Annotated in this window: 12 protein-coding genes; 6 read left to right on the forward strand and 6 right to left on the reverse strand. The window is 73.9% G+C overall.

The features are described 5' to 3' along the window. Positions 1 to 6: 6 nt before the first annotated feature. The 3 genes from mftC to mftA are packed head-to-tail and all read right to left on the reverse strand — an operon-like array spanning position 7 to position 1,649. The gene (mftC, locus tag ABZT12_RS08455) at positions 7 to 1,239 is read right to left on the reverse strand and encodes a mycofactocin radical SAM maturase (protein WP_356379412.1); all 1,233 of its coding nucleotides are present in this window, start codon (positions 1,237 to 1,239) and stop codon (positions 7 to 9) included. After that, positions 1,236 to 1,511 carry a mycofactocin biosynthesis chaperone MftB gene (gene mftB / locus ABZT12_RS08460; protein WP_356379415.1) on the reverse strand — a complete coding sequence of 92 codons (276 nt, stop codon included), beginning with the start codon at positions 1,509 to 1,511 and terminating at the stop codon, positions 1,236 to 1,238. The genes mftC and mftB overlap by 4 nt, the downstream gene beginning before the upstream one ends. A gap of 9 nt (positions 1,512 to 1,520) precedes the next feature. Next, positions 1,521 to 1,649, reverse strand: a complete 129-nt coding sequence (gene mftA / locus ABZT12_RS08465) for a mycofactocin precursor MftA (RefSeq protein ID WP_356379418.1) — start codon at positions 1,647 to 1,649, stop codon at positions 1,521 to 1,523. Between the two features lie 174 nt (positions 1,650 to 1,823). Between mftA and mftG the strand changes: the two genes are divergently transcribed. Both mftG and ABZT12_RS08475 read left to right on the forward strand, forming a co-directional pair. Then, the gene (gene mftG / locus ABZT12_RS08470; protein ID WP_356379421.1) at positions 1,824 to 3,377 is read left to right on the forward strand and encodes a mycofactocin system GMC family oxidoreductase MftG; all 1,554 of its coding nucleotides are present in this window, start codon (positions 1,824 to 1,826) and stop codon (positions 3,375 to 3,377) included. Between the two features lie 124 nt (positions 3,378 to 3,501). Continuing rightward, positions 3,502 to 3,819: a hypothetical protein gene (locus ABZT12_RS08475; protein ID WP_356379424.1), complete on the forward strand. Its 318-nt coding sequence runs from the start codon at positions 3,502 to 3,504 to the stop codon at positions 3,817 to 3,819. Positions 3,820 to 3,839: 20 nt separating this feature from the next. On the opposite strand, the gene ABZT12_RS08480 is transcribed toward ABZT12_RS08475, so the two are convergent. Next, a complete protein-coding gene (locus ABZT12_RS08480; RefSeq protein WP_356379427.1) occupies positions 3,840 to 5,378 on the reverse strand; it encodes a CYTH and CHAD domain-containing protein in 1,539 nt (512 codons plus the stop codon). Positions 5,379 to 5,475: 97 nt separating this feature from the next. Here ABZT12_RS08480 and ABZT12_RS08485 point away from each other — a divergent pair, with 97 nt between their 5' ends. Further along, positions 5,476 to 6,132, forward strand: coding sequence for an endonuclease (locus tag ABZT12_RS08485; RefSeq protein WP_356379429.1), 657 nt, complete (start codon positions 5,476 to 5,478; stop codon positions 6,130 to 6,132). Positions 6,133 to 6,214: 82 nt separating this feature from the next. Then, complete coding sequence (locus tag ABZT12_RS08490) at positions 6,215 to 6,706, forward strand: peptidylprolyl isomerase (RefSeq protein WP_356379432.1); 492 nt, start codon at positions 6,215 to 6,217, stop codon at positions 6,704 to 6,706. Positions 6,707 to 6,921: 215 nt separating this feature from the next. On the opposite strand, the gene ABZT12_RS08495 is transcribed toward ABZT12_RS08490, so the two are convergent. Together ABZT12_RS08495 and ABZT12_RS08500 are read right to left on the reverse strand one after the other, a co-directional pair. Next, positions 6,922 to 8,133 carry a beta-ketoacyl-[acyl-carrier-protein] synthase family protein gene (locus tag ABZT12_RS08495; protein WP_356379435.1) on the reverse strand — a complete coding sequence of 404 codons (1,212 nt, stop codon included), beginning with the start codon at positions 8,131 to 8,133 and terminating at the stop codon, positions 6,922 to 6,924. 195 nt (positions 8,134 to 8,328) lie between these two features. Next, positions 8,329 to 9,333: an acyl-CoA desaturase gene (locus tag ABZT12_RS08500; RefSeq protein ID WP_356379438.1), complete on the reverse strand. Its 1,005-nt coding sequence runs from the start codon at positions 9,331 to 9,333 to the stop codon at positions 8,329 to 8,331. A 456-nt stretch (positions 9,334 to 9,789) separates the two neighbouring features. Between ABZT12_RS08500 and ABZT12_RS08505 the strand changes: the two genes are divergently transcribed. Both ABZT12_RS08505 and ABZT12_RS08510 read left to right on the forward strand, forming a co-directional pair. Then, complete coding sequence (locus tag ABZT12_RS08505) at positions 9,790 to 11,979, forward strand: acetoacetate decarboxylase family protein (protein WP_356379442.1); 2,190 nt, start codon at positions 9,790 to 9,792, stop codon at positions 11,977 to 11,979. Positions 11,980 to 12,018: 39 nt separating this feature from the next. Then, on the forward strand, positions 12,019 to 12,306 hold the full coding sequence (locus ABZT12_RS08510) for a hypothetical protein (protein ID WP_356379445.1): 288 nt from the start codon (positions 12,019 to 12,021) through the stop codon (positions 12,304 to 12,306). Positions 12,307 to 12,324 lie beyond the last annotated feature (18 nt).

Genomic DNA, 12,324 nt, shown 5'->3' on the forward strand with positions numbered 1-12,324 from the left:
GGAAGGCTAGGTGCGGCGCGGCCGGGCGAGTGGGCTCTCGGCGCAGTCGCTCACCGGGGGGTGGTCCAGGTCCGGCCGGCGGGTGAGGACGAGGTCGACGGGGCGGCTGGACGGGGCGGAGCGGTGGGAGTGGTCGGCCGACGGTTTGGGGAGGTGGGTCCGGTCCTGCGGCCGGTGCTCGCCGTACCCCTGCACGCACTCCGGGTCGGGTCCGTCCAGCGGCAGTCCGGTGAAGAACTTGGCGGCCATGCATCCGCCCTTGCAGCTGTCGTAGAACCCGCAGGAGACGCAGGCGCCGCCCTGCTGCGGGGTGCGCAGGCGCCGGAAGAGGTCGGAGTCGCGCCAGACCCGGGTGAAGCCGCCGGGTGCGCGGACGGTGCCGGCGAGGAACTCGTCGTGGATCGCGAACGGGCACGCGTAGACGTCGCCGACCGGGTCGATGAGGCAGACCACGCGTCCGGCGCCGCACAGGTTGAGGCCGGGAAGTGCCTGGCCGTAGGCGGAGAGGTGGAAGAAGGAGTCGCCGGTGAGGACGTTCTCGCCGTTCGCCAACAGCCAGTCGTAGAGCTCGCGTTGCTGGCCCGCCGTCGGGCGCAGGTCGTCCCAGACGTCGGCGCCGCGCCCGGCGGGTCGTAGCCGGGTCAGGCGGAGTTGGGCGCCGTAGCGGTCGGCGAGGTTCTTGAACTCGTCGAGCTGCGGGATGTTGTGGCGGGTGCAGACCACGGAGATCTTGACGTTCCGCATGCCGGCGTCGGCGAGGCGGCCCAGCGCGCGCAGTGCCGTCGCGTACGAACCGGCCCCGCGTATGGCGTCGTTGACGTCGGCGGTGGCGCCGTCGAGGGAGATCTGGACGTCGACGTAGTCGTTGCGGGCGAGCCGCCGGGCGGTCTCGCGGGTGATGCGGACGCCGTTGGTGGAGAACTTCACGCCGACGTGGTGGGCGGTGGCGTGGTCCAGGAGTTCCCAGAAGTCGGGGCGGACGGTGGGCTCGCCGCCGCCGATGTTGACGTAGAAGACCTGGAGCCGTTCCAGTTCCTCGATGACGGACTTGGCCTCGTCGGTGCTCAGTTCGCGCGGGTCGCGGCGGCCCGAGCTGGAGAGGCAGTGCGTGCAGGACAGGTTGCAGGCGTAGGTGAGTTCCCAGGTGAGGCAGATCGGCGCGTCGAGGCCCGACTCGAACAGGTCGGTCAGCCGGGCCGGGCGGGACGCGGCCGTGGTCTCCTCGGGGGAGGTGGTCATGAGGGCCTTCCGACGACCATCGAGGAGTGAGCGAGCGCGGCCAACGCCGCGCTGTAGCACGGCAGTTCGTTGCCGGGGACACCGGCGGACAGACAGGCGGCGCGGGCCGTGGGCGCCTCGGCGAGGGACTGGACGACCGCGAGGAGACGGCGGTCCTTGAGGAACGTGAGCCTGCGGGTGCCGAAGTGGTAGAGCAGCGCGCCGAAGGGTTCCGGTCGCAGCGCGACCTGCGCGTGCAGGGCCCAGGGCCGGTCGAGGTCCATGGCGGTCATCGCCGCGGCCTAGTAGACGCCGCACATGCCGTCGATGGAGATCTCCTCGATGAGGTCGTCGGCCTCGATCAACTCGTCGTCGGCCACCGCCTCTTGGGCCCTGGCCTCGTCGGGCGGGACGGAGTGCAGCTGGTTCATACGAACTCTCCCTGGGTCCCTGGTCGTTCCGCGACTCCGAGGTCGGACGCCACGGAGCGCTGCCGTCGGTTGCCGGGACAGTAACGGCGGCGTGGGGGCGGGGACGGGATGCGGTCCCGGTCAACGGGACGGGCGCGCGAAGCCGTTGACCGTCAGGCGTTCAATCCGGTGCTCATGGAGGGGATCAGCCGTCCGGACGTGGTCGTGGTGGGCGCCGGGGGCAGCGGCGCCGTTCTCGCGGCGCGGCTCAGCGAGGACCCCGGACGCCGGGTGCTGTTGCTGGAGGCGGGCCCGGTGCCACGGCACCGCCGCGGGTTCGCCCCCGATCTGCTGGACGCGCGTCTCGTCCCCGGCGCCCGGCCCGGACACCCCGCCGTGCGACGGTGGCCGGTGCGCCTCACCCCGGAACACCCGTACACCGCCGTCCGAGGTCGTTTCCTGGGCGGCTCGACCACGGTGAACGGGGGGTACTTCGTCCGGGCCCGCCGCGAGGACTTCGCCCGCTGGTCGGCGGCGGCGGGCGCGGCCTGGTCGTACGAGCGGGCGGTGCCGTTCCTCCGCGCCCTGGAGACCGACCTCGACCACGGCGCCGACCCGGCGCACGGCGACCGCGGACCGGTGCGGGTCCGGCGCACGGAACTGCTGCACCCCGCCTGCGCCGCGTTCGGGGCCGCCGCGCGCGAACGCGGCTTCCCGGACGAGCCGGACAAGAACGCCGAGGGGGCGCCCGGCTTCGGACCGGTGCCCATCAACGCCGTGGACGGAGTGCGCCTCAACACCGGCATCAGCCATCTCCTGGCCGCCCTCGACCGCCCGAACCTCACGGTGGAGGGTGACAGCGTCGTGCGCGGGGTGGTCATGACCGGGGGGCGTGCGACCGGCGTGCTGGTGGAGCGGGCCGGAGACCGCTCGGTGGTGGCGGCCGGCACGGTGGTGCTCTGTGCCGGGGCCTTCGCCTCGCCCCATCTGCTGCACCTGTCGGGCATCGGACCGGCCCGCGAGCTGGAGCGCCTCGGCATCACCGTCGTGGCGGACGTCCCGGCCGTGGGGGCCCGGTTCGGCGACCATCCCCAGGTGGTGGTGGAGTGGGCGCCCCGGTCGCCGCTGCCCGCACCCGTGGACTCCTGGCTGGGCGGCGCGCTGCACCTGTCCTCGGTGGGGGGTTGTCCCGCGGGCGATCTGGAGATCCTTCAGTCGCTGGTCCCCCTGTCCGGGCTGGTCGGCGGGGAGGTGTCCGTCCCCGGCGCCCCCTTCCCGTTCCTCGTCTGCGTACAGACCCCGCGCCTCACCGGCAGACTCCGCATCCGCTCCGCCGACCCGGCCACACCCCCGGCGATCGACTACGGCTATCTCGCCACGGCCGGCGACGGACGCCGCCTGCGGGAGGCCGTCCGGGCCACTGCGGCGCTGATCGCCACCGACGCCTTCGCGGAGATCTCCCTGCCGCTGACGGAGCCGACGCCCCGGGTTCTGGCCGAGGACGGCCTGCTCGACCGGTGGATCCGCCTCCGCCTCGGCACCTCCCAGCACACCTGCGGCACGGTCCCGATGGGCTCCGCCGGCGATCCGACGGCGGCCGTCGACGCCCACGGCAGGGTGCACGGTGTCCACGGCCTCCGGGTGGCGGACACCTCGATCCTGCCCACCCCTCCCCTGCGCGGCCCGGCGGCGACGGCTGTCCTCATCGGAGAGCTCGTCGCCGACGCGATGCGCCGCGATCTCCCCTGATCCTCGCGGGCCGTGCGCGGTCCGGAGCGGTCGCCGGGTACGGCCGATCCGGCACACCATGTACAACTCGGCCCTCTTCGGGGTACTCGGTCAACGGCCGCTCCGCTTCAAGTCAGGAGAACGCATGACCACGTACATCATCACCGTCCCGGGCACCTTCCTCAGCGAGCCCACGGACGCGGCACGCTCCACCATCGAGGCCCGGCTGCGCCCCGGTGACCCGCAGCGGACGCCGCTGGGGCGGGCGGAGGACCTCGACATCCTCTCCGTCAACGACGACGGCACGTTCGGGGTCCGGCTGGAGGTGGAGGCGGACGACAGCCACAGCGCGGAGGACCGGGCCAAGCGGGCCGTGACGGCCGCGTTCGCCGCCGCGGGGGTCTCCGAGTCGGACGCCCCGCTGGGCCCCGCCGTCGTCACCGGGATCGACACCCAGGCCTGACGCCCGGGCGCTCGGCGGGCTCAACTGCCGAACGTCTTGCGCAACTTGGGCCGCGACGCCTTGGCCCACGCGGCCGGCAGCTCGCGTTCGCGCGCGTCGGCCGCGGCCTGCTCCCGGCCGTACAGCAGTCCCCAGACGAAACCGGGCTCGCCCGCCGACTGCGCCGCCGAGGCCAGCTTCCACAGCGCTCGCCGCGCCACGACGCTGTCCTGGTGCCCGCCGAGCACCTTCTGCACATTCTTGACGCGCTTCCCGAACCGCTCGGCGGGTCTGCCGAGCGGCTCGCACGCAGATTCGGTGACGTACCGGGTCTTCTTCGCCGCCTTACGGGCCTGGTGCAGGGCGGTGTCACGGGCCGGACCCGGCGGCAGCTCCAGGGCGTGGGCCACCCGGCCTTCGAGGCGGCCGTACTCCTTGAGGATCGCCCTGCCCATGACCTTGCGCGCGTCCCCGGCGGCCGTGTCCCGCAGCGGCGGCCGTCGCGCCAGGGCCGCCAGGGAGTCGAGCAGGGCCAGGTAGCGGTCGGAGCCGAGGGCGTCGAGCGTGCGCCGCCGGGCGTCGGAAGCACTGCCGACGTCCCACACCCGCAGCCGCGCGGAGACGGGGCCGAAGAGGAGTTCCGGGGGCAGCGCCTCGATCCGCGAGGTGAACCGCTCCAGCAGAACCTCCTGGTCGCGGGCGTCGGCGAGACGGCTCCCCAGCCACTTGAGCTCCTCGCGGACCGGATCGGTGACCGCCCGGTCCAGCACCGGGCGGTAGGAGCGCAGGACGCTGCGCAGCCGGCGGCAGGTCACCCGCATCCGGTGCACGGAGTCGGGCCGCTCCCGCCGTACCGCCGGATCGAGGTCCACCAGGGCGCGGACCTGGGCTTCCACGTAGCGCCGGACCTCGTCACCGGCGGACCCGGGGACCACGGTCCCGGCGTGTTCCTCCGGCGCGCGCGACGCCTTCAGCCCGGTCTCCCGCAGGGCGCGGGCGAGCTTGGAGGGGGTGGGCGCGCGGCCGACACCGCTCTCACTCAGCGTCCTCTCCACGGCGTCCAGGAAACCGGGGTCGGTATCCGTCGCCACCTCCACCTCCATCTCGATCCAGGCGGCCGGGGTGGCGTCACCGTGCAGGGGCTCGGCGCGGACCACGTCGATGCTCAGCTCGGCGAGGGCCGTGCGGTCGGCGCCGACGAGCCGGCGTACGCCTCGCGAGGCACGGATGCGGACGACCGGCTTCAGTTCGGCCCCCCGGCTGCGGGAAAGGGCCAGGTCGCGCAGCGCGTCCGGGACGGTGCCGGAGAGCGGGGCCCGCACCTCCTCCCGGCTGTCCGCGGTGAGCGGCAGTTTGAGGTGCCAGCCCGCGTCGCTGCCTCCCGTCCGCCGCCTGAGCGTGGCCGAGGCGCCCGCGAGGCGGAGGTCGTCGGTGTCGTAGTACACCGCGTCCAGCTCCTCGATGCCCTGGTCCACGACGGACTCGATGCCGGCGACGCCCGTGAGGTCGGGCAGCCATCCGGTGCCGTCCGCCGCGGGGACTTCGTACTTCCGCTCTGTCTCGCGCTTCGACTCGGTCATGGAGTCCGCGTACACGCCTGAGGCGCGGACAAACCCCCACAGTCCCCCTGTTTCGTCCGGTCCGCAGCGGAAACGCGGCAGTCGGAGGTGAGAGCGGATGGCCACGACCACCCGGCGAGACGTGATGCGCGCGCTGCTGGACGGCTACGGCCGTACCTACGCCGCCGAGGCGGGCATCCGCCTCAAGGACACCCCGCAGCCGCTGTACCAGCTGCTGGTGCTCGCGTCCCTGCTCAGCGCCCGCATCCGAGCCGACATCGCGGTCGCCACGGCCCGCGAACTGACCGCCGCGGGCATGCGCGACCCGCGCCGGACGGCCGGGGCGACCTGGCAGCAGCGGGTCGACGCGCTCGGCCGCGGCGGCTACCGGCGCTACGACGAGCGCACCGCCACCCAGCTCGGCGACGGCGCGCGGCTCGTCATCGAGCGTTACGGGGGCGACCTGCGGAGACTGCGGGACGAGGCCGGCGACGACACGGCCGCGCTGCGGCGCCTGCTCCAGCAGTTCCCCGGGCTGGGGCCGGCCGGCGCGGACATCTTCCTGCGGGAGGCGCAGGCGGTCTGGCCCGGGATCGCCCCCTTCCTGGACGCCAAGGCGCTGCAAGGAGCCGACGCCCTGGCACTGCCCACCACCCCCGTCGCCCTGCTGCGCCTGGCCGGCGACACCCCGCCCGCCGTCCTGGCCTCGGCCCTGGTCCGCGTCGCCCTCGACAAGAAGGCTCCCCAGGCCGTACGCGACGCGGCCCGGGCCTGACAGCCACCCGGACGGAGCCGCGCCTGCCCCGGTCGGACCACGAGGGCGACGAAGCCGCGGTGACCCATGGGATGATCAGGTCATGAGTGACAACGTCTACTTCGACATCAGCATCGACGGCGTGCCTTCCGGCCGGATCGTCTTCAAGCTCTACGACGACATCGTGCCCAAGACCGCGCGGAACTTCCGTGAGCTGGCCACCGGTGAGCACGGCTACGGCTACAAGGGGTCCCCCTTCCACCGTGTCATCCCCGACTTCATGCTCCAGGGCGGCGACTTCACGCGCCGCAACGGCACCGGCGGCAAGAGCATCTACGGCGAGCGGTTCAACGACGAGAACTTCACCGTCAAGCACACCAAGCCCGGCCTGCTCTCCATGGCGAACGCGGGCAAGAACACCAACGGTTCCCAGTTCTTCATCACCACCGCCGTCACCTCCTGGCTGGACGGCGCCCACGTCGTCTTCGGTGAGGTCGTCGAGGGCATGGACCTCGTGCGGCAGATCGAGAAGCTCGGCTCCGGCAGCGGCAAGACCTCCAAGGAAATCCTCGTCGAGGACTCGGGCACGGTCTGACCGAAGGGTTCACCGAGCCCCGGCACCAGTGCCGACGGGCGGCACCTCGGCGGCGGTCGGCGGCACCACGGCCGGCGCGGTTCGGGGCGCCGCCCGCTCCCGTGTCCGGCAACGGACGGATGCGGCGCGGCACGACGAGGACACCGCCCCGCAACTGCTCAACTCGTCAACGGAGTTCACGCGAACGCCCGGCGCCCCGGTCGGTCGGCCGGGGGTCACTCGGCGGCCGTGAAGGCCAGCACCGCGTTCTGTCCGCCGAACCCGAAGGAGTTGCTGATCGCCACCCGCATCGCCTGCGAGCGGGGTGACTTGGTCACGACGTCGAGTTCCATCTCGGGGTCGAGGTGGTCCAGGTTGGCGGTGGGCGGGATGAGTTGGTGCTCCAGGGACAGCACCGTGCAGGCCGCCTCGATGGCCCCGGCGCCACCGATGGCGTGTCCGATGGTCCCCTTGAGGGCGGTCACGGGCGGCGGACGGTGGAACACCTGGCGCAGCGCGTAGTACTCGGCGGCGTCCCCGCGCGGGGTGGCAGTGCCGTGGGCGTTGACGTGGTCGACGTCCTCGGGCGAGAGGCCCGCGTCGGCCAGTGCGGCACGGATCGCCTGGGCGGCACCGTCGCCGCGCGGGTGCGGTGCGGTGAAGTGGTACGCGTCGCAGCTCGCCCCGAAGCCCGCGACGTAGGCCCGGGCCCGGGCGGAGCGGGAGCGGGCGTCCTCGGGCCGTTCCAGCACGAGAACGGCGGCTCCCTCACCGAGGACGAACCCGTCACGGTCGCGGTCGAAGGGGCGGGAGGCGGCCTCCGGAGCGCCGGCGCGGCCGGAGAGCGCCCGCATCTGGGCGAAGCAGGCGGCCGTCATCCGCAGCCGCGCCGACTCGCTGCCGCCGCTGATCACCACGTCACAGGCGCCGGAGAGCAGCCACTCCCGGGCCAGCCCGATAGCGCTGGTCCCGGAGGCACAGGCGGTGGAGACGACCATGTTGGGGCCGGTCGCGCCGAGGTCGATGGCGATCTCGGCGGCCGCCATGTTGGGCACGCTGCGGGAGAGGGCGAGCGGCGAGATCCGGGTGGGTGTGCGGTCCGCGAGCCGGTCGAACTCGGCCTGCCAGCTCTGCATCGAGCCGGTGCCCACCCCCATCACCACACCCACGCGCGGCCCCACCGGCGTACCGGCCGCGAGGCCCGCGTCCGCCACGGCCTCCCGGGCGGCGAGCAGCGCGAGGGCGGTGAACCGGTCGAACCGGCGCCCGCGTTGGTGCCCCAGCTGCCGCCGGACGTCGAAGTCGGGGACGCGGCAGGAGAACGCCACGGGCAGCCCGTCGAGGTCGGGATCGGTGGCCGCGGTGGAACAGCCGGCGCTCAGCCCCTCCCAGGTGGCCTTCTCCCCGATCCCGGCCGGGGTGATCAGCCCCAGGCCGGTGACGGCCACGGGTCCCCGCCTCACCGGTACGCCTTCGCTGGATCTATGGACGGATTATTCGTGCGACCTCATGGTTGTCCGGTCAGCACGTGGCCGTCCCCGGGGGCAGTGACTCGTTCGGCGCAGAGTCGTGGAAGGGGGTTGGTTCGTCAAGAAAACCCACCCGGCGCCGCCGTCCGGCTCCCGAAGGCGGGCCCGCGCCACCTAAACCGTGTCCGCCCCGTCCCCCGCGAACGCCGTGTCCGCCCGGTCGGGTGGTCCCGTGGGCAGTCTCCTGGCGGCGAGGCGACGTTCGTCGGGCCACCGCACGTCGTAGGCCCAGCCGCGCTTCTCCCACAGCGCGATCAGCCGTGCCGTGGGGTCGGGCTGGCCCTTGAGGGCGCCGTGGCGTGCGCTGTTGGGGTCGGCGTGGTGGAGGTTGTGCCAGCCCTCGCCGAAGGTGAGCGCCGCCACCCACCGCACGTCCCTCGACTGGTCCCGGGAGGTGTAGTGCTGCGGCCCGAAGGCGTGCGCGACGGAGTTGACCGACCAGGTGACGTGGTGGACCACCGCGTACCGCACGAGGCTCGCCCAGAAGAAGGCCGAGGCGGCGGCGTGCCAGTCCAGGGTCCAGGCGAGGGCGAGCGCCGGCGGCAGGAGCAGGGAGAAGACGGCGATCGCCCAGTACCAGCGGTCAAGCCGCCGGACGTCCGGATCGGCCAGCAGGTCCGGGACGTAGCGCGGGTAGTTGGAGCGCACCGGCGAGGAGGAGAACCAGCCGACCTGCGCGTGCCACAGCCCCTTGGTCAGCGCGCGTCGGCTCGTGCCGTACTTCCACGGGGAGTGCGGGTCGCCGTCGCGGTCGGAGTACTGGTGGTGGCGGCGGTGTTCGGCGACCCACATCGACACCGGTCCCTCCATCGCCATGCCGCCGGCGAGGCCGAGGGCGATCCGCAGCGGGCGTTTCGCCTTGAAGGACAGATGGGTGAAGTGGCGGTGGTAGCCGGCGGAGATGCCCAGGATGGAGACCGCGTACATGCCGACGGCGAGCACCACGTCCCGGCCGTGGATGCCCCACCCCCAGGCGTAGGGGACCGCCGCGGCGAGGACGACGAGGGGCAGCACCACGAGCAGTACGAGATAGCCGGTGCGCAGCGGAAGGCCGACGGGCACGGTGTCGGGCAGCGGCTGGCGGAGGGTGGGCACGGCGGGCGGCGGGGACGCGGGCATGGGCGGCTCTCGTTCGCTGGGCTTTCCTGGACGGGGACGGGACGGCGCGGGACGCGCGGGGCGCTCCTGACGATCACTTTGCCGGAGCAACGGCCGTTCGGCAGGACGGCGACGGACCGGTGGTGAGCGGGGACGGCCGGCGGCGGGCGGGGCTGTGCGGCCGTGCGCGCCCGGGTGGCGCCCGGATCCGGTGGCGTGGCGCGGCGACCGGTCGTAGGGTCCGGGCCGCCACGGCCGTGCCCGGTCCCGGGAGCCCGCCGGTGGAGTCGGCGGGAGGTTCCGGCGGTCCGGCGCGGCGGGCGCGGACGGGACGGCACGGCCCCCGCGTGGTCACCCGTACGCACCAGCCGTACCCCTGTCTCCCGGCGTGCGCGGGGGTGCGGACCTGTCCAGGATGGGGTTCCGCAGCACGGGCCCCGGTCGAGGCGATGCCCGGCCGGGGAAGGGACCATCGCGATGGCCGAGCACACCGACACGGAGGGGTCGCCGCGGGCGGACGGTCCCCCGGCCGTCGCGGCGGGAGCGAACCGCGAGGCCCGGGAGTCGCTGCGGCGGTGCGCCCGTGACGTGGTCGCCGTCGCCGAAGGTATCCGCGCCGTCTCCGCGCGCACCACCGCCGTGTTCCTGAACCCGGAGTTCCGCTCCTCCGCGCGCCGGCATCCGCGCGCGGGGCTGCCCGCCCAGTGGGCCGTCCTGCGTGTCCTCACCAGCGGACAGGGCCTCGGCTCCGCCATCACGGCGGAGCGCGGGGTGGGGCGCCGGCTGGGCCAGGGCGGCGAGATCCTGGGCCGGGAGAGTCTCGCCGCGCTGGTCGCCGTCGCCTCACTGCGGCTGCGGATCGCCGCGGTCCTGCTCGACCACCCCGAACTCGCCCGGCACGCCGGCATGCGGCGGCTGATGAACGCGGTGACGGCCGACCGCGACCTGGCGTCGCTGCGGGCGCTGCGCGCCCTGTTCAAGGACCAGGGAGCCCAGCGGGCACTCTCCGCGCTCGCCCCGGTCATGGCCGAAGTCCTCGCGATCCGGGCGCTGTTGGACGAGGACCCGATGAACGACGAGACCGGCTGGGCGCTCGCGACGGGCCGGGTGCTCAGCGCCGATCCGATCAAGGGCATCAACACGGCCTACGTCTGCGAGCTCGACCGGGGCGAGGGCGCGGCCGACCCGGTCGAACTCACGGCCCACGAGTCCGGCCGCCTGGCGGACCGCGGCTCGTTCCTGGGGTTCCTGCGCAACATCGACCTGCTGTCCACCGACGGCCGGGTCCTCCTCCAGGACGTCCGCGGCCCGGACGGCACGGTCCGGCACGTCGTGCACGCGCCGGGGATGGCTCCGGGCCGCCCCCGCAACGACTCCCCGCAGGACTTCGTGGGCGCCTGGCGCAACCTGTTCATGCCGGACTCGCCGTACACCCGGTCGATCCTGCTGGCCATCGGGCAGTACGGCATTCCGCGCGGCGCTGAGGTCGCGCTGATCGGGCACAGCGAGGGCGGCATCGCCGTGATGAACCTCGCCCAGAGCGAGGAGTTCTGCCGCGCCTACCGGGTCACGCACGTCGTCGCCGTCGGCTCGCCGGTCGACAACAAGAAGCCCGCCGATCCGCGCACCTGGGCGGCGACCATCACCAACCAGCACGACATCGTGCCCGTCCTCGACGGCAGGGGCGCCGGTACGGCCTTCGATCCGCACCCGGACTGGTACGAGGTCGACTACACCGGCACCACCCACGAGTTCCCCCTCAGCCACATGCTCGGCACCTACATCAGGGATCTCGAAACGGTGATCCCGGAGGCCGCCCGGCACGTGGACGAGGCGCTGGCGCCCTACCGGGGCGAAGTGCTGCGCACCGAGTGCTACCAGCTCAAGGACCGGGCCCACCCGCCGCAGGGCTATCCGTTCCTGACCGTGCCCACCGCCCCAGTGACGACCTCCGCCGGTCCGGTCGACACCCCGGTGCGCTACTACGACTCCACCGCGGCGCACGCGTTCTTCCCCGTCGACCCGGACGCGGCCAGGAGTCTGCTCCCCGACGTCACCTGGATGGTGCCCGCCCGCCTCGGCCGGCGGGCGCTCGCCGTGCTCTCCGTCTACGAGCACCGGTGCACCACGATCGGCCCGTACAGCGAGATCGGGCTGTCGGTGATCGTCAACGACCTCTGGCGGCCCAGACCCTACGACCTCGCCCTCGACCTGGCACGCCGCGTCGACCTGCGGCGCACCGGCCGCTACGTGGTCGGGCTGACCGTCTCCACCGAGGAGGCCCGCGCGGTCGCCGAGGAAGTGTGGGGCCAGCGGGCGTCGGTGGCACCCGTCGACGTCGACCTGCCGGGCCGCGGCATCGACGCCGGAACCGGGGAGTCCGGCATCCGGCTGACGGGCGGACTCGGTCCCGGCGCCCGCTGTCCCGACGCCGACTGGGTGCTCTACGGCCGCCGGGGCGAGAGGACCCTGCGGATCCAGGTCCGCACCCACGGGCGGCCGCGCGTCCATCCGGCGCCGCGCGTCCGCCTGCGGGTGGGCACCGGGTCGCACCCGCTGGCTGAGCAGTTGCGCCGGCTCGGGCTGGACTCCGCCCGGCCGCGCTCCGTGCTGACCTGCCGCGACTTCATGGCACACCGAAGCGCCGGCGCCGAACTGCCGCGCTGAACACACCGACCCCGAGGCACAGAGGACCAGGTGAGGCACATGGTGACCGAGGTTCCGGACCGGAGCGCGCCCGCCGTGGCCCCCGGCGGACTCCCCGCACTCGCCGACGCGTTGCGCGGCGACGCGACCAGGATGGAGGAGTACGCGCACACCCTGCGCACCACCGCCAGGGCCCTCGGCGCCCTGGACGACCCACCGGAGTGGAGCGGGCCCGTCCTGGAACAGCAGGCGTCGGCCTGTCTCGTCGCCGCCGGTCAGTTGCGCGCGGCGGCCATCGCGATGGACGCCCACGCCCGCGCCGCCCGCCCCCGCGCGCTGCCCGGCTGAGGCGGCGCCGCACGGACG

This window comes from Streptomyces sp. NPDC005423 (genome assembly GCF_040606415.1).
Classification (GTDB): domain Bacteria; phylum Actinomycetota; class Actinomycetes; order Streptomycetales; family Streptomycetaceae; genus Streptomyces.

What these genes read in the sequence shown, in the direction of transcription:
- mftC (WP_356379412.1), bottom strand. Translation starts at nt 1,239, where the DNA reads ATGACCACCTCCCCCGAGGAGACCACGGCCGCGTCCCGCCCGGCCCGG.
- mftB (WP_356379415.1), bottom strand. Translation starts at nt 1,511, where the DNA reads ATGACCGCCATGGACCTCGACCGGCCCTGGGCCCTGCACGCGCAGGTC.
- mftA (WP_356379418.1), bottom strand. Translation starts at nt 1,649, where the DNA reads ATGAACCAGCTGCACTCCGTCCCGCCCGACGAGGCCAGGGCCCAAGAG.
- mftG (WP_356379421.1), top strand. Translation starts at nt 1,824, where the DNA reads ATGGAGGGGATCAGCCGTCCGGACGTGGTCGTGGTGGGCGCCGGGGGC.
- ABZT12_RS08475 (WP_356379424.1), top strand. Translation starts at nt 3,502, where the DNA reads ATGACCACGTACATCATCACCGTCCCGGGCACCTTCCTCAGCGAGCCC.
- ABZT12_RS08480 (WP_356379427.1), bottom strand. Translation starts at nt 5,378, where the DNA reads ATGACCGAGTCGAAGCGCGAGACAGAGCGGAAGTACGAAGTCCCCGCG.
- ABZT12_RS08485 (WP_356379429.1), top strand. Translation starts at nt 5,476, where the DNA reads ATGGCCACGACCACCCGGCGAGACGTGATGCGCGCGCTGCTGGACGGC.
- ABZT12_RS08490 (WP_356379432.1), top strand. Translation starts at nt 6,215, where the DNA reads ATGAGTGACAACGTCTACTTCGACATCAGCATCGACGGCGTGCCTTCC.
- ABZT12_RS08500 (WP_356379438.1), bottom strand. Translation starts at nt 9,333, where the DNA reads ATGCCCGCGTCCCCGCCGCCCGCCGTGCCCACCCTCCGCCAGCCGCTG.
- ABZT12_RS08505 (WP_356379442.1), top strand. Translation starts at nt 9,790, where the DNA reads ATGGCCGAGCACACCGACACGGAGGGGTCGCCGCGGGCGGACGGTCCC.
- ABZT12_RS08510 (WP_356379445.1), top strand. Translation starts at nt 12,019, where the DNA reads ATGGTGACCGAGGTTCCGGACCGGAGCGCGCCCGCCGTGGCCCCCGGC.